Here is a 17,513-nt window from a genome sequence, read left to right on the forward strand (position 1 = left end):
TCTTACAGTTTACCAGAATGTTATTTATTTCGCATACCGTAAAATAATTCACCACCCATACGCATTCACGTGCTATGATATTTTACATACAAATGTTGGCTTACAATACCCACTATTTTCGAAGGAGTTATAAATATTTATGCAGGCACAAAAAGTCAGATTAGATACCGCTACTACCGAAAGCTCTACCGTTTATCCAATTCTTTTTATCATAGGTCTAGTGCACTTGCTGAATGATGCATTGCAATCTGTGGTACCAGCCTTATTCCCCGTGTTGCAAAATTCCATGGGGCTGACCTTTACTCAATTGGGACTCATTGCATTCGCGCTAAATGCAACATCTTCGCTTATTCAACCTGTTGTTGGCATCATAACGGATAAAAGACCTTCTCCTTACGCCTTGCCAATCGGACTTACATTTTCTTTATTCGGAATAATTGGTTTGGCATTGGCACCAAGCTTTTGGGTGATTATTATTTCGGTGTTGTTCATTGGACTTGGTTCCGCTGCTTTCCACCCTGAAGGTTCCCGTGTAGCTTATATGGCTGCAGGAAACCGCAGAGGGCTGGCACAGTCGATTTACCAGGTAGGAGGCAACTCCGGTCAGGCCTTGGCTCCTTTGATGGCAGCTTATATCCTGTTGCCACTCGGGCAAAAAGGCGTCCTATGGTTTACCATTGTTGCTGCAGCAGCTGTGATATTACTTTTATACATCGCTGCCTGGTACAAACAGCAAGTAGCACATACGAACAGGCCATTAAAACAAAAGAAGAAAAGTATCAAAATTAAATCAACTGATAAATCTATCGGAAATAAAAGGATCATCACCTTTTCCATCTGTTTGCTAATTTTTCTAGTATTTGCTCGTTCCTGGTTCCATGCAGGTATCACCAACTTTTATGCTTTTTATGCCATTGAGAACTATGGAATTCCTATTGCAGACTCACAAATATATATTTTCGTATTCTTAGGTGCCGGTGCTGTTGGTACATTCTTTGGAGGACCGTTGGCGGACCGTTTCGGTAAAAGGTTGGTAATTTCCCTTTCCATGCTGGGGTCCGCTCCACTTGCATTGTTACTTCCTTTTGTAGGCCCCACAGTTGCCTACTTACTCGTTGCCATAATTGGATTCATTATCCTTTCTAGCTTTTCAGTCACGGTAGTGTACGCTCAGGAGTTGGTTCCTGGTCGAATCGGCTTGGTATCCGGGCTTATTGTAGGATTGGCGTTTGGTATGGGGGCCGTGGGATCGGTTGCGCTCGGTGTTTTAGCAGATTGGGTCGGATTAACTAATACCATCATCTTTACTGTTTGTTTACCTTTTATTGGTTTGTTGACTTTCTTCCTGCCTAGTGATCAAAAAGTTAGAGAAATGCATAACTGATTTAAGGAAAGGGTTCCTGTTGACCCTTTCTTTTCTTTTGCCTATACTTGTTAAAGTGCTTAAAGATACCTAGCGAAAATGGTGATAAAAATGGATTTTGATATAAAGTCATTAGCCTTTTACCTTATTGAAGTAGAAGGAAGTGGAGATAATGCTAAAAAACAATTTAAACCTATGGCAGTATTAGATGAAGATACATATGAAGATAGCGCTCTAAAACCCTTTCTTGATGGGGAACTGATGAAAATCACTAAAAGAAAGGTAGATCGACATCCTAAAAATGAACAAGTACCAACAAAGATTGGGAGATTCATTGTAGAACCAGGCTACGACCTAGGCTCAAACCCAAACTTCAACCACTTCAATCGAATCAAACAGGCCGAAAGCTTAGAAGCATTTTCTTCTGCTGCAGATGAAATGGCATCCACCTACACAGATACAACAGCAGTAAGAGGTGGCGCACTCATTGTCACCAGGGCTAAATTAAATAAATATTTTGATGAGCCCTTTGTTTTTATCTTAAAATGTGATTTTGAACAAAAAGTTGCTTCCATCACAAATGAACAGACGTTAATTCATAACGTCCAGATGGCCATCACTACAAAAAACATGAAGTCCATACAATATCCCTTCATGGTAGAGGATGGAATGGTAGAAGAAGGAGAATTAAAGATCCACCAGTCCTCACATTCCCGGTACTTCGAGGATTTCTTGAAGTATGTAGAATACGGCGAGTCGATGCCAGAAATCATCAAGAACCAAGTAATGGGGATGGTGCACCAAGAGATTTCCGAGACCTATCAAGAAGAGAGCGAAGAAAAAGAAAAAGTGGAGCAAGCAATGGAAGCCTGGGCTACTTCACCGAAAAGAGAACTTCAGGAGCGTTGGTCCGACGAACAAGTTATAGAAGCGTCCTCCTCCATCATAGAACAGACACCTGATATTGAACTCAAATTCAAGCTCGATCATATCTCAGTTAAGGGCTTGTTAGCGGACTTTGGTGAAAATGTCCATATAGCAAAAATTAATGACCGTTATGTTGTCCTTTTAGAAGGGGATTTTCTTCAATTTGAAAAGAATGTGTCACCGGTTGAAATGTTAAAGCCAAGTGAATTGACGATGATATTAGAGCGATTAAATAAAAAGTATAGTTCTTGACCTTTCTTCTAAGAATAATTTAATCAAGCATTTGAGAGAATAAGGACAAATACCTTTTAGGGGTGACCATCATGGATTGGATGTCCATCATTCGGTATGCTTGTTCTATTACCGGAATCATTTGTCTAGGCTTCACGTATAAGCATATGTTGAAAAGTTCACGCGAAAAAGGAAAAACAATTGATAGGAAATAAAGAACAACATGTTCTTTTTTAAACCTAAAAAACTTTAGTTGTTTGGGTAGTCGACGCTGTTACTTTCCACAACTGGCTTCGCTTTCCGCGGGACGGTGCTTGAGCCTCCTCGCTGCGCTGTGGGGTCTCAATCTACCGTTACTCCCCCGCTGGAGTCTCCGCCATTTGCTCCAATTCACAGCTAGAAATTGCGTAAAGATAAGTTAATGCTTTTTCAAATAACTCAATTAGAAGATATATTAAAATCTATGTTGAATGAAGCCATCTTGTTGATTGGAGTGGAAGGAGTGCAGACGCCCGCGGGAGGAAGGGACAGGTTGAGACCCTGGAAAGGCGAAGCCTGAGGAGGCTCACGGACCGCCCGCAGGCAAGCGAAGCGTCTGGAACGGAAATCAACTGGACTAATGATCATCATTAAAAAAAGGCGGGGAATATCTCCCTGCCTTCTTCTTATTTTACTGGAGTTTCGAAAAGTTCAATCCATTCACCATCTGGCCCTGCAAAAAAGATATATCTAGCTCCATTTGGAAGCGTCGTGATCTCCTGTTCGATAAACGTAACATCCAAGCCTTTCAACCTCTGATGCTCTACCTCTACATCATCAACCGTTAATGCTATATGGTGAACTTTACCTTCTACAGGAAGATTGTCATTGTAACCCTGGATCAGCTCTAATTCCGTTTCTTCACTTTCATTAAACCCTAGAAATGCAAGCTTTATCACCCCATTTGGATGGTCTAACTGGCCCTTTAAAGAAAATCCGACCACGTTTGTATAAAACTCTATGGATGCCTGAATATCTTTAACCATTATTCCAACATGTTCTAATCTTTTAATTGCCATTACCTATCTCTCCCCATAACTTACCTTTAGTTTGCCTTTAACCTTCTTATGTTTTCAACTAGGAAATTGACATATTCCTCGTCTTTAACCAACCATGCTGCATACTTTCTTTTAATAAACGTTTCCGCTTCTTGGAAAGAAGAAAAGGAAGTATCCAGAAACTTTTCCTTGTTTTCCACCTTCCATGTGCCGTCCTCTTTCGGTAATAGAAATAATGATCCTTTTTCCTTAGAGTCGTACAAAACGCCATTAGGTGATTCTTTGACATTGAAAACATTGTGTCGAGCGTCTTGTTTGAGAGAATCTAATGGGAATGCCTCCGCTACAAAAAGCTTGTACGCCTGTTCAGTCAAACTGCAACCAGAAGCCTTCGCATGGCCCCCTCCATCAAATTTACCTGCAACTTGTGAAACATCTACATCATCATGTATGGTGCGCAAGCTAATCCGTTTGCTCCCCATATTAATCATTGCTATATAGTCTAAATGGGGGTTTTCCTTCCCCAAAACATTTCCAAGTTCTGATAGAAAAGATTCAGCGTGAACGATTCCTACCCACTTGTTATCTACAGGCTTTTGAACAATTTCTCTGCGTTTTTTACGCAAATATCTTTCTAGCTTTTGTTCTTCCATATCTAGAATTTGTGTTTCAAAGTCATCGAAATTAAACTGGGCTTCACTTTTTAACTTCTGAAGCATTCTCTCTTCGAAGTCATCAATAGAAATCATATACAAAAGGTCGTTTAATCTTTTTGCCTTCGTATTCTTATTTCGATCCCATTCCCATGTATCATATTGTCGAATTAATTCCACTACTTCATCTAACGGTTCAGACTGGGCAATTAAACCTTTTTCTAATAGATACTCATAGAATAAAGAAGTGGCACTTGTCAGTCTGCCATCCTCATATTCGACCTTAACAGAAGCCCAGCTATATTCATTTAGATGCATGGCAGTCTTATGATGATCAATAAATTGAACAAAGCCTTTTAGTTGTTTTGCAAACTGGTCGAGCTTTTTGGCGTTCTCTTCATTGACCGATAAATCAGTTATGTATATTTGGTGCCGCGGAGTTGCTTCTTCCATAAATTCCGCAACTTGATAATTTAAACTGCCGACTGAATTATAATGAACCTTTACCTTCTCATCAAACGCAAGCTTGGCTAATATTCCGCAGCCTACCCCGTCTAAATCATTGTGTGTAAAAAGATGAATCAATGGTAGTCCCCCTTCTTCTTTCTGATGGGTAAGCCTTTCACACCCTCACTTACTTTGTATATTCTTCACCCCAATGCTCTTTTATATGAGCATCTCTACCTGATTCTTGACGTTCTTGTTTATATTTTTCAGGATTTTTCTTATAAAATTTCTGATGATATTCTTCTGCTTCATAGAATGGAGTAGCTGGTTTAATTTCAGTTACAATTGGCTTTTTATATCTTCCGCTTGCTTCTAGATCCTTTTTTGTTTTCTCTGCAAGTTTTAGCTGTTCTTCATTATGATAAAAGATTGCTGTACGATACTGACTTCCTCTATCAAAAAATTGACCTTCATCATCTGTAGGGTCTATTTGTGGCCAATACAATTCCAATAATTTTTCATAAGGAAAGATATCTGGATTAAATTCTATTTGGACAGCTTCGTAATGACCTGTATTTCCTTTTTTGATTTCTTCATATGTAGGATTGGAGATGCTACCGCCTGTATAACCGGAAATTACGTTCTCAATTCCAGGTAACTCATCAAAAGGTTTTACCATACACCAAAAGCACCCTCCAGCAAAGGTGGCTAGTTCCGTTTTGTTCGTTGTCATATGTTATATCCTCCTGTTTTATATGTGTTTGATGGAATTTTACACTAACTATCTTATAGTTACAATAACAACGCTCATCTACCTAAGAATTTGTTTACATAATAAAATTATAAATTACTCCTTATTATTTCAATAGTTAAACATTTTAATGATGGCGTTTACAATGATTTACACTTTTCATAGAGTATTGTACGATAATTCTTTGTGAATACATGAACGATAGGAGTCTGATCAAAAAGATGGTAGAACAATTTTCAAATATAGAATTGATCAATCAGTTTTGGCTGATACTTTTCTTCCTTATACCTATAGTGTTGGTATCAAGGATGGTTGTAGCAGGAACAAGATTTTCCCCAATCCTTATTATCGTAATTCTTGGACTGGGTATGGGCTACTTACTAGTAGATACAGGGGTTGCAACACCTGGATTAGCAGAGTACCCCTTTGTTGACCTTATGGCAAGAACAACTATTATTGCATTGACCGTATCCTTCTTTGTAGGCGGTCAGGAACTACGAAAAATTTTAGGTAATAAAGACTTGGATGTGGAGGACAGTGTTGTACCTTCTAATGAAGAATCTTTTCTTGGAACTTCAAGAACACAGTTTTTCTTTATCGTCCGTGCATTCTTCCTATTATTTGGGCTAGAAGGAATCACGCGGATGATCCTTTCAGATGGTACTCAAAGTTTTGATAATGTTTATCCATTGATTGCTTACATTGGAATTATCGGATCTATTCTTTTTATTGATAACAAAGCAAAAATCCACAATAAGAAACAATACATGAAAAAAGGGATCGTAGAAATAGTCGCAATTATCCTGTTGCTTGTAATTTCTTATCATATTGCCATGTGGATTAAGCCAATAATTGCATTGCCTCAAATTTTCTTTGCGATGATGATTGCGGCTGCTTTAGGAGCTGTTTTCTATAATTGGAGTTTTGGACCGACCATTCGAGCACTATTAGTTGCAGGTATTCCAGTTGTATTAGCTGCCAACTTTTTAGTAGGTGGATCCCGAATCGGGGACGCCTTTGCTATTGATGGCATGAATGCGGTATTGGCCTATGGATTCTTTGGGCAATTGTTCTGGATGTTTGGTGGAATTGCATTGATTATGTTCTTTGCAAAGAATGCCAACACAAGAAACCTGGCACCTGGTATGGCTGGTTCTTTATCACATTCAGGATTAACTGGCGCATGTACAGCTGGAGATTTCGGGAAAACTGCTGCACAACGTGCTCCTATTATGATTAACATCCCGTTTTTCGGTCATATATTTGTTTTCTCCGTACTTGCCATAAGTGCTGAGAGAGGTAGCCTTTGGATATTACCATCCATGGTAATTGTTGCTCTTGGTCTAGGTTTGACCATTCTGGCATTGGTTAACTTAAGAAAGGCTAATGGAGAGGACAAAAAAGAAGTAAAGGCATTAATGCAGTTCTCATTTGGCTGGCAAATGTGTGCGGTTTTTGGTGGATTGGCATTATTGAGCCTAAGTACCATGTCTATTGACTATGCTGCCATGGCACAATCTTCTGCTATTTCCCATTTTGGCTTGTTTGCCGCAATACAAGGAGAGATGTTTGGAGCTGATGCTGCCGCTTTAATTCCTTTCATCTTCTCTATGCCATTCCTAGTTCACCCACTTGTATTCTTCATGTTCGGGAAAGCTATGGAGAACAATGGTGAAATGCCAATAAAACCTGTGTATACGTTAGCGTTTATAGGTGTAATTGGTGTAGCTTACGCTATCTTCTTTGTGTAAAGTGTATATAAAAAGGCGTTCGGATTGCACCGAACGCCTATTGTTATTGCATTTTCTTATTATAATACTCTACGGAATATTGGGCTCCCTCACTGACCATGCTATTATCCTGAATATCTTCAGGATCTGGGTTCCCTGCCTTTTCAATTGGTAAATCGGTCTTTCTGAATTTTAGAGGTACAAGTTTATTTTTAACTTTTTTAGAGTATTGCACAAACTTCTCTCTATACGGTTTATATACTAATAGTCCTGCACCGGTGAGGCTTGCCGCTCCTGCTACGATTAAAGGTTTCTTCAGTCCACGAGCATTCATCATATAACGCCTCCTGTTTAATGGATTTATCTATAACCATGATATTCCCGACAAGAGAAAAACTAAACATTATATCATGTCATGCTTGGCCATTACCGCTTTTATTGCTAAATAATCAACCGCATCAGGTAATTTCTCCTTGATGGGCTTCAGTTTATCCGTTCCAACTTCCTCAATAACTCTAATTATTTCCTCCTCAAACTCCTCTGGAATAAAAGAATCCCAATCAACCTCCATACCCTCATCACTTGCACATTTAAAAAGATGGTTTTGAACGGTAATTAAACTCATCCCCCGTTCCTTGGCTATTTCTTTAAAAGTCAAACCTTCTTGCAGTAGCCTATAAGTAAACATATGGCTGGATTCTCCAAGGTTCATTGGAATGGAGGGCTTGTTAGGCTTAACAGAAGGTTTTTTAGTGGATGTATTTAATTTAGCAGAGGTTTCACTACCCACAAACTCACCGATCTCACTCAAAAATAAAGCCCCATACTTCTCAAACTTTAACGATCCTACCCCTTTGATTTCTAGCATGGCTGTTTCATCTCTCGGAAGGACCTCACTCATTTCTCTTAAAGTGCTATCGGAAAAAATAACATAGGGCGGGACTCCCTCTTCTTTTGATAAATTTCTACGTAACTCTCTCAACCTATCAAACAATTCGTTGTCCTCAACGACAGCTCTCACTTGCTCTTTCACTTTAAAGAGTACTTTTTCCTGACCTTTTAGAACTGGAACGGCGCGAGCACCTAATCTTACGACTGGATATTGCCCCTCCGTCAATATTAAATATCCTTCAGCAATCAGAATATTGATAAGGTCTACCAATTGTTTTTCAGTATAAGATCTCATTAACCCATAAGTTAGCAAGCTATCAAAACGGAATTGCTGGATACGTTTATCTTTTGAGCCCTTCAAAACTTTTGCTACCAGTAATGCACCAAATCTTTCATTCATTCTATGAATACAGCTAAATATCTTCTGTGCCTCTAGTGTAATATCTTGCTCTACAAAATCGGTGGAACAATTACTGCATTTACCGCAAACTTGTTCTGAGTCTTCACCGAAGTATTGAACGATATAACCTTGCAGGCAGCGTTGTGTATAACAGTAATCCATCATAGCCTGAAGTTTCTTATATTCCTGCATTTTACGTTCTGGTGAGCGGAGACTTTCCTCAATCAGAAACTTTTGAATTTGTACATCCCTCGCATTAAATAAGAGGATGCATTCACTTTCCTCTCCATCCCTTCCTGCCCTTCCAGCTTCTTGATAGTAAGATTCAACATTCTTTGGCATGTTGTAATGGATGACAAATCGAACATTAGACTTATCGATTCCCATCCCAAACGCATTAGTGGCAACCATCAGCTTGAGTCGATCATGGAGAAAGTCTTCTTGATAATCCTTTCTTTCCTCTTCAGATAACCCTGCATGATACTTGCCAATTTTATAACCCTTTTTGGTGAATGAAGAAAAAATTTGATCTACTTCTCTTCTGGTAGTTGCATAGATTATTCCCGATTCTCCCTTGTTCGCTTTCAGAAATTTTTCCAAAAAATTGTCCTTATTATGTCCTCTCAAAACGGAAAATGTCAGGTTGTCTCGTGAAAAACCGGTTACGAATGTATGTTCTGGTGTTATTCCCAGCATCGTTTGAATGTCTTCTATAACCTGCTCTGTTGCAGTTGCTGTAAACGCAGTTATGACTGGGTTTCCTGGTATCCTTCTAATAAAGGTACCCACTTCACGATAGCTTGGCCTAAAATCATGGCCCCATTGGGACATACAATGTGCTTCATCAATTGCAACAATTGAAACCTCAACAGCAGATAAAATAGATTGGAAATCATAAGAATCCAGTCTTTCTGGTGCAAGATATAACAGTTTAATTTTCCCTTGTTCTACCTGTTGAACTCTTTCTCTTATTTCTCCAGCGTTTAATGAACTATTAATATAGGTTGCCGCTACCCCAATATTTATCAAAGAATCCACTTGATCTTTCATTAAAGAAATTAAGGGCGAGATGACAATAGTCAGTCCACTTTCCAACAATGCAGGCACCTGATAACATATGGATTTCCCGCCACCTGTAGGCATCACTCCTAATGTGTTGGACTTGTTTAAAATACTTTCAATAATTTTTTTCTGGCCAGGCCTAAAATCTTCATAACCGTAGTATTCTTTCAATATAATTTTTCCTTGTTCGTACATAGTACACCTCGTTTATAGATGGGAAATGGTTTAGCAGGTAATTGGGGATAGGTAAATGAAGGAGTATTTTAAGTTTCCATATCATTTTAACTGAATGATGGATGACCTGCAACCAAAGTGAAATAGCCCCTGACCCTCATTGCAGGCTACAAAAATCTTTTCCCTTGCATTTTATTATCAGAATGTTTAAAATTCATTATACAATAGGTTGTCTAACCTCTCTATTTTTTTGTAGTATTTTGAAGGCGCTTACATATTTAAGTCTATTACACAACCTATTAATCTATTATGAGGAGGAATTTTCAAATGATTTATGCTAATCCAGGTGAAAAAGATTCAAAAGTTTCTTTTAAAAACCGGTATGATAACTATATTGGTGGCGAATGGGTCGCTCCGGTAAAAGGTGAATATTTTGAAAATGTCACTCCCGTTACAGGTCAGGTCTTTTGTGAAGTTGCCCGTTCTACTGCAGAAGACATTGAATTGGCATTGGATGCCGCACATAAAGCAAAATCAGCTTGGGGTCAAACCTCTGTAGCTGAAAGAGCCAACATTCTTAATAAAATTGCAGACCGTTTGGAAGAAAACTTGGAGATGCTTGCAGTTGCGGAAACGTGGGAGAACGGAAAACCAGTTCGTGAAACGATGGCAGCAGACCTCCCTCTTGCGGTTGATCACTTTAGATATTTTGCAGGTTGTATTAGAGCTCAGGAAGGATCGCTAGGAGAGATTGATAACGACACCATTGCTTACCACTTCCATGAACCACTAGGTGTAGTCGGACAAATAATTCCTTGGAATTTCCCGTTACTAATGGCCACTTGGAAGCTTGCTCCAGCTCTGGCAGCTGGGAACTGTGTCGTTTTAAAACCTGCTGAGCAGACACCTGCTTCCATTATGGTTTTAACTGAGTTAATAGCAGACCTTCTACCTCCTGGTGTGTTAAATATCGTAAATGGATTTGGTGTGGAAGCTGGGAAACCATTAGCTTCTAGTGATAGAATAGCTAAAATTGCTTTTACAGGAGAAACAACAACAGGACGTCTTATCATGCAATATGCTTCTCAAAACATCATTCCGGTAACGCTTGAGCTTGGCGGAAAATCTCCGAATATCTTCTTTGAAGACGTGCTGGCTCATGATGATGATTTCTTTGATAAAGCAGTGGAAGGCTTTGTTATGTTTGCACTCAACCAAGGAGAAGTATGTACATGTCCTTCCCGTGCCCTCATACATGAATCTATTTATGATAAGTTTATGGAGCGTGCACTTGAACGGGTTTCTCAAATCAAACAAGGAAATCCACTTGATACGGAAACGATGATAGGAGCACAGGCCTCTTCTGAGCAGTTGGAAAAAATCCTCTCTTATCTTGAAATTGGGAAAGAGGAAGGTGCCGAACTACTTGCAGGCGGAGAACGAAATATGCTTGAAGGTGACCTAGCTAATGGATATTATGTAAAACCGACCGTTTTTAAAGGCGATAACAAAATGAGAATTTTCCAGGAAGAAATCTTTGGACCTGTTGTATCTGTCACCACCTTTAAAACAGCTGAAGAAGCATTGGAAATTGCAAATAACACCCTTTACGGGCTTGGTGCAGGAGTTTGGACTAGAGACGTAAATACTGCATATCGTTTCGGCCGCCAAATTGAAGCCGGTCGCGTATGGACAAACTGCTACCACGCATACCCTGCCAATGCGGCATTTGGCGGATATAAAATGAGTGGAATCGGGCGTGAAAACCATAAAATGATGCTATCCCACTACCAGCAAACGAAGAACCTTTTAGTAAGCTATAGTCCAAAAAAATTAGGATTCTTTTAAGATGGAAAAAGTACTGGCTACCGAAGCTGCCCTTGAATTAATTGAAAAGCTTGTAGGCAAACATGGACCTGTACTATTCCATCAATCTGGTGGGTGCTGCGACGGCAGTTCCCCTATGTGTTATCCTATTGACGACTTTTTGATTGGCGATTCAGATGTCCTTCTTGGCGAAATAGGCGGTGCTCCCTTCTACATGAATAAAAAGCAGTATGAGTACTGGAAGCATACACAGCTCATTATTGATGTCGTACCTGGTAGAGGTGGCATGTTCTCTTTAGAAGGTCCAGAAGGTGTACGTTTCCTAACGAGATCAAAAGTGTTCCCAAAATGAAGAAAGGCGTCCGCATATGGACGCCTTTTTACATATGTGATGGAAATATTGATATACAGTTGATTTCATTCATCTTAAGGCTAAGAAACTATTTTTGAGGACCTCTTTTTTCCTTCTGATTTCTCGTAACTAAGGTCCTCATATGGGCGATGAGGACCTTTCTCCTGCTGATTTCTTGTCACGGAGGTCTTCATACGGTTGATGAGGACTTCTCTCCTCCTGATTTCTTGTCACGGAGGTCTTCATACGGTTGATGAGGACTTCTCTCCTTCCGATTTCTTGTCACGAAGGTCTTCATACGGTTGATGAGGACTTCTCTCCTCCTAATTTCTTGTTACCGAGGTCTTCATAGGGATGATGAGGACCTCTTTCCTTCTGATTTCTTGTCACGGAGGTCTTCATACGGTTGATGAGGACTTCTCTCCTCCTGATTTCTTGTCACGGAGGTCTTCATACGGTTGATGAGGACTTCTCTCCTCCTGATTTCTTGTCACGGAGGTCTTCATACGGTTGATGAGGACTTCTCTCCTCCCGATTTCTTGTCACGGAGGTCTTCATACGGTTGATGAGGGCTTCTCTCCTCCTGATTTCTTGTCACGGAGGTCTTCATTACAACGATGATGCCATTTCTTCTTCTAATTTCTTGTCAATGAAGTCTTCATCCGGACGATCAAGAATTACTTTGAGACTATCCACAATTCGCTTATTTATAATTTCTTAAACATTAAAAAAACCGGGCAAATTAACAGTTGCCCGGTTTTACTTATTTTGTGCTTTTTAATGATTGCGGTGGTTCTTCCATCCAACCATTCTTAATCATTAACTGTCCACCATCTTTTGCATAATCAAAAATATCTTTAGCAATCAAGGTCATTTTAGTAGGCAGATCCGAACGAAGACTGAATGATGTACCAAGGGCATTACTTGTAAGACCGAAGCTGCTGAGTAAGTTCGTCAGGTACATCATAAGCTTCTCTGAATAAGGCGATTCCGTTGATAAGGTTGGATTTCCCCAAGCAACTATTGGTGGCTGTATATCGCTCTTTAGAAGTATATCGCTGAAAGTATCAATAATTTGCTTCGCCAAGTCTTTTCCTTTTTCAAAGTATTTCTTCACTTCTTTGTCCTTGGTTACCTGTTCAAACCCTCGTAACAACTGAAAGCCAAGAACATTGGTTTCAATACCTTGATACAATAAAGAAAGTTCAATTGCATTCAATGGTCTCTTTTCACTGAATATATTAAGGCCTGCCATATAGCCTTCACCTTTTACAAACTCCACTTTTTCAGGCATTGGGATCATTGGGGGACGAGTAAGAACACCATCTTTCAATAAGAATTGAGTCGTGTCGTTATATGTATTGTGCGATACATCCAAAAATCTTTTATATAACTCGGTAATGTCTTGTCGATAAGACATGCTGACACTTAAAGCATTTAAACCAATTGTTATTTTCATCATCACTCTTAAGAAAAGTGCATCGAAATACTGGTCATACAATGGCTTCGTAGGCAGTTTTACATCGCTTTCGACATACCCGACAGGCACCACAATATTTTCTCGCTTAAAGAGTTCTGTTAGTTCATTTATAAAAATTATTTCGTAATCGTAGTAGGTTTGTACTAAATTGTGTACTTCTTCATTTTGTTTGTTCGCAAGAAAATGCTCTAAAAGCCTCGCCAGCATCGTTTTCTGTTGGTACGTCATCCACAAATTACCTATTTCAGATGATGACAACTGCTTATCCATTCAGACTTGCCCCTCCCTTGAAAATTTTTTTTAGTATATCCTCCAAAAATGAATGTTATTAAAATTATTATTACTTTTGTAAAAATGTAGACAACCCTCTCCCCTCTTTTGCATACACATTTAAGTAGAAGACAAGCAAAAGAAAGGGTGAGGTTTTGATGAGGTTTTTTGTTATAAAGAAAAGCTTTCTTATTACGATTGTACTTTGTATTATCGCTGGGTTAGGCGGATGGTATGTGGTAAATAAAGGAGTAGTTCCCACCACAGGAAAACCATCTGAAGAAGAAAAATTGGTATATAATATGATTACTTCTGAATTTACGACTAAATTGGATGATGGTACGGAAATAGAAGCATACCGTTTTGATCCTGGTACGATTACCGTACCAAAAGGCAAAGTAATAACGTTAAGTATTTTTGGGGTAAATGGCAGTGAACATCCATATTCAATTGAAGGAACAGATATTAACGGGGTAATAAAAAAGGGTGAGGAAACTCTAATTGATGTGAAATTTGATAAAGCAGGTGTATATAAACTAATCTGTTCAACCCATTCTCATCACAATGGACATCATAGCCCTCCAATGGTGGCTTATATCTACGTCTATTAAATTCACCAAATGACCGGTCAAAATGAAGACTGGTCATTTTTATTTACATAATTATTGCTTCTATAGTAAATGAATCTTTTGCAACGTCCTCATTTAATGGTATAATTTCAACGACATTAATTTTGGAGGAAACTAAATACATGCTTACAGTTACGAATATTGGTCTACGTTATGGCGATCGAAAGTTATTTGAAGATGTTAATATAAAATTCACCCCTGGCAACTGTTACGGGTTAATTGGAGCTAATGGTGCCGGTAAATCTACTTTCTTGAAAATCTTGTCCGGTGAAGTAGAAGCTCAAACTGGTGACGTTCACATGAATAAGGATGAGCGTATGGCTATCCTGAAGCAGAACCACTTTGAATATGAGGAACACGAGGTTCTTAAAGTAGTAATCATGGGGCACAGTCGCCTTTATGAAGTGATGCAAGAAAAAGATGCTATTTATATGAAAGAAGACTTTTCTGATGAAGATGGGATGAGAGCAGCAGAGCTTGAAGGCGAATTTGCTGAATTGAATGGTTGGGAAGCAGAATCAGAAGCAGCAATCCTTTTAAAAGGTTTAGGAATTTCTGAAGATCTTCATACAAAGAAAATGGCCGACATTACGGGTGGCGAAAAGGTAAAAGTACTTTTGGCACAAGCTCTTTTTGGTAAGCCAGATGTACTATTACTTGATGAGCCTACCAACCACTTGGACATTAAAGCCATTCAATGGTTAGAAGAGTTCCTTATCAATTTTGAGAATACAGTCATTGTTGTATCCCATGACCGTCACTTCTTAAACAAAGTTTGTACGCATATCGCTGACTTAGATTATGGAAAAATCCAAATCTATGTTGGTAACTATGACTTCTGGTATGAGTCCAGTCAACTTGCGGCTAGAATGGCATCTGATGTGAACCGTAAAAAAGAAGAAAAAATTAAAGAGCTTCAAGCCTTTATTGCCCGATTTAGTGCAAATGCATCTAAATCCAAACAGGCTACATCCCGTAAGAAGCTTTTAGATAAGATTTCTTTGGATGATATAAAGCCTTCATCCCGTCGTTACCCTTATGTGAATTTCACACCGGAACGAGAAATTGGAAATGACCTTTTACGTGTCGAAGGTTTGACTAAAACCATCGATGGCGAGAAAGTATTGGATAATGTAAGTTTCATTATGAACAAGGATGATAAAATTGCCCTTGTGGGTGGAAATGAAATCGCTAATACCACTCTTTTAAAAATCATCTCTGGTGAAATGGAACCTGATAGTGGAACATTCAAATGGGGGATCACGACTACCCAGGCATATTTCCCAAGAGACAACTCAAAGTATTTCGAAGGTGTAGACATGAACCTTGTGGATTGGTTGCGTCAATACTCCCCTAATGACCAAACCGAGAGCTTCTTGCGCGGATTCCTTGGAAGAATGTTATTCTCTGGTGAAGAAGTAATGAAAAAAGCAAGTGTTCTATCCGGAGGGGAAAAAGTACGTTGTATGCTTTCTAAAATGATGCTTTCTGGCTCAAACGTACTTTTGCTTGATGACCCTACAAACCACTTGGATCTTGAGTCTATTACAGCTCTTAATAATGGATTAATTAATTTTAAAGGTTCCATTATTTTCACGTCTCATGATCATCAGTTCATCGAGACGATTGCAAATAGAATCATCGAAATCACACCTAAAGGTATGGTTGATAAACAAATGACGTATGATGAATATTTAGAGGATGCAAGTGTACAGCAGCAGTTAGCTGATCTTCATTCCTAAAATTGTGAAAGGCCCTTTGGAATAAAAGGGCTTTTTTCGAATTTTGAAACCTTTCTTGGCATTATTTCGTATTAGTATTACTCGCTTTTTACCTATATAATAATGAAGTTAATAACTTAGAATGAATGAGGTGTAGGCATGCCGCAAACGAAGTGGTTTAAGGTTGGCTATGGAATTATTGTCATACTGTTAATTATTTTCTTAGCATCACTGGTAGATTTTATCTTCACCCCTATCACCGTGATGATAAGCACGTTATTTGCTCCGATTATCCTTGCAGGTGTTCTTTACTATTTACTTAGACCCCTTGTAAACCTTGCTGCTCGCTATGTTCCAAGAGGGATAGCTATTTTGAGCATATACCTTATGTTTATTGGACTAATTACCTTGTTATTGTTCTTTATTGGTCCAACTTTACAACAACAGGTTAATAGTCTTGTAAAGAATACTCCAGGAATTATTAATGATATTAGAGATTACACAATCGAATTGCAAGAAAATGAATATGTTGCAAGGTTTCAGCAAAATGAAATGTTTTCTCTAGAAGAAATATCTGCAAAGCTTGCTGATAATCTTAATGCTTATGTTACTGCATTTGGATCAAACGTAGTGAATGTAATTAGCGCAATAACGGGCTTTCTAATTTTACTGGTAATAATTCCTTTTGTTCTATTTTACATGCTAAAAGATGGCGACAGACTACCCGATCAAGTAATTAAAATAATACCGCGCCAACATGAACGGGAAGGAAGAAGTGTACTTAAAGATATGGATATTGCTTTAAGTTCTTATATTCAAGGCCAAATTATTGTCAGTGTATTTGTTGGAGTTTTAATTTATATTGGGTTCTTAATTATTGGACTTGAATATTCCCTAGTCTTAGCTTTGATTGCCATGTTTACAAATGTGATACCCTTTATTGGACCATTTATCGGGACTATTCCAAGTGTCATCGTAGCCTTTTTTGATGAACCGATTATGGCCTTATGGGTACTCTTGGTAGTGGTAATTGTTCAGCAGATAGAGAGCAATTTGATCTCGCCACAGGTTATGGGCAAGAAATTGGATGTTCACCCATTGACCATCATCCTACTCTTACTAGTCGCAAGCAAATTTGCAGGTTTGCTTGGTCTACTGCTTGCGGTACCAACTTATGCAGTTTCAAAAGTAATTGTACTGCATACCATACGATTTATTAAACTTAGAAAAGTAAAAGTAACGGAAGATTCGCTTCTATAAATACGTATAGTGTTTTAGTGGGTCATGGGGACGATTACCGAGGTTGACGCGGGTCATGGGGACACATAACCGGGGGTCCACTCGGCAATTGTCCGAAGTTTTTCGAAAGTTGACCAAAGTTTTTCCGATTTTGACCGAAGTTTTGGCAAAGTTGACCGAAGTTTTCCAAAAGTTGACCGAACGAAATTTTGAGGTGTCCGAAGGTCGTTGAAAGTTGACCGAACATGCACCTTCAAATGTCCAAACCCCTCTAAAAAAGCGAGAAAATTGTCCGAACCAAGGCTCGAAATGACCGAACGATTAAAGAC

Annotated in this window: 14 protein-coding genes; 8 read left to right on the forward strand and 6 right to left on the reverse strand. The window is 38.9% G+C overall.

The features are described 5' to 3' along the window. Positions 1-139 precede the first annotated feature (139 nt). Positions 140-1,384, forward strand: coding sequence for an MFS transporter (locus tag FZC76_RS20295; protein ID WP_148989976.1), 1,245 nt, complete (start codon positions 140-142; stop codon positions 1,382-1,384). Between the two features lie 90 nt (positions 1,385-1,474). Continuing rightward, positions 1,475-2,542: a DUF3900 domain-containing protein gene (locus tag FZC76_RS20300; RefSeq protein ID WP_148989977.1), complete on the forward strand. Its 1,068-nt coding sequence runs from the start codon at positions 1,475-1,477 to the stop codon at positions 2,540-2,542. Between the two features lie 644 nt (positions 2,543-3,186). Here FZC76_RS20300 and FZC76_RS20305 read toward each other — a convergent pair. Genes FZC76_RS20305 through msrA form a run of 3 tightly spaced genes read right to left on the reverse strand, consistent with a single transcriptional unit; the run spans position 3,187 to position 5,391 of the window. Further along, entirely contained in the window at positions 3,187-3,579 is a 393-nt protein-coding gene (locus FZC76_RS20305; protein WP_148989978.1) for a VOC family protein, read from the reverse strand. 26 nt (positions 3,580-3,605) lie between these two features. After that, positions 3,606-4,796, reverse strand: coding sequence for a DHH family phosphoesterase (locus FZC76_RS20310; protein ID WP_148989979.1), 1,191 nt, complete (start codon positions 4,794-4,796; stop codon positions 3,606-3,608). Positions 4,797-4,845: 49 nt separating this feature from the next. Next, the gene (gene msrA, locus FZC76_RS20315) at positions 4,846-5,391 is read right to left on the reverse strand and encodes a peptide-methionine (S)-S-oxide reductase MsrA (RefSeq protein WP_148989980.1); all 546 of its coding nucleotides are present in this window, start codon (positions 5,389-5,391) and stop codon (positions 4,846-4,848) included. A gap of 239 nt (positions 5,392-5,630) precedes the next feature. Here msrA and FZC76_RS20320 point away from each other — a divergent pair, with 239 nt between their 5' ends. Beyond that, positions 5,631-7,160, forward strand: coding sequence for a hypothetical protein (locus FZC76_RS20320; protein ID WP_148989981.1), 1,530 nt, complete (start codon positions 5,631-5,633; stop codon positions 7,158-7,160). 43 nt (positions 7,161-7,203) lie between these two features. Here FZC76_RS20320 and FZC76_RS20325 read toward each other — a convergent pair whose 3' ends face one another. Together FZC76_RS20325 and recQ are read right to left on the reverse strand one after the other, a co-directional pair. Continuing rightward, on the reverse strand, positions 7,204-7,476 hold the full coding sequence (locus tag FZC76_RS20325; protein WP_148989982.1) for a hypothetical protein: 273 nt from the start codon (positions 7,474-7,476) through the stop codon (positions 7,204-7,206). A gap of 66 nt (positions 7,477-7,542) precedes the next feature. Beyond that, positions 7,543-9,687, reverse strand: a complete 2,145-nt coding sequence (recQ, locus tag FZC76_RS20330) for a DNA helicase RecQ (protein WP_148989983.1) — start codon at positions 9,685-9,687, stop codon at positions 7,543-7,545. Between the two features lie 306 nt (positions 9,688-9,993). Between recQ and adh the strand changes: the two genes are divergently transcribed. Together adh and FZC76_RS20340 are read left to right on the forward strand one after the other, a co-directional pair. Next, positions 9,994-11,514 (forward strand): aldehyde dehydrogenase, encoded by a 1,521-nt coding sequence (gene adh / locus FZC76_RS20335; protein ID WP_148989984.1) that lies wholly within the window; start codon positions 9,994-9,996, stop codon positions 11,512-11,514. Position 11,515: 1 nt separating this feature from the next. Beyond that, a complete protein-coding gene (locus FZC76_RS20340) occupies positions 11,516-11,845 on the forward strand; it encodes a DUF779 domain-containing protein (RefSeq protein ID WP_148989985.1) in 330 nt (109 codons plus the stop codon). A 763-nt stretch (positions 11,846-12,608) separates the two neighbouring features. Here the strand turns inward: FZC76_RS20340 and FZC76_RS20345 are convergent. Further along, the gene (locus tag FZC76_RS20345) at positions 12,609-13,595 is read right to left on the reverse strand and encodes a DUF3231 family protein (RefSeq protein WP_148989986.1); all 987 of its coding nucleotides are present in this window, start codon (positions 13,593-13,595) and stop codon (positions 12,609-12,611) included. Positions 13,596-13,753: 158 nt separating this feature from the next. Here FZC76_RS20345 and FZC76_RS20350 point away from each other — a divergent pair, with 158 nt between their 5' ends. From FZC76_RS20350 to FZC76_RS20360, 3 genes are all read left to right on the forward strand, one after another. After that, a complete protein-coding gene (locus tag FZC76_RS20350) occupies positions 13,754-14,206 on the forward strand; it encodes a cupredoxin domain-containing protein (RefSeq protein WP_148989987.1) in 453 nt (150 codons plus the stop codon). 140 nt (positions 14,207-14,346) lie between these two features. Further along, positions 14,347-15,966, forward strand: coding sequence for an ABC-F family ATP-binding cassette domain-containing protein (locus tag FZC76_RS20355; protein WP_148989988.1), 1,620 nt, complete (start codon positions 14,347-14,349; stop codon positions 15,964-15,966). A 138-nt stretch (positions 15,967-16,104) separates the two neighbouring features. After that, complete coding sequence (locus tag FZC76_RS20360) at positions 16,105-17,205, forward strand: AI-2E family transporter (RefSeq protein WP_148989989.1); 1,101 nt, start codon at positions 16,105-16,107, stop codon at positions 17,203-17,205. The last annotated feature ends 308 nt before the right edge of the window (positions 17,206-17,513 follow it).

It is taken from the genome of Sutcliffiella horikoshii, from assembly GCF_008180725.1.
GTDB lineage: Bacteria > Bacillota > Bacilli > Bacillales > Bacillaceae_I > Sutcliffiella_A > Sutcliffiella_A horikoshii_B.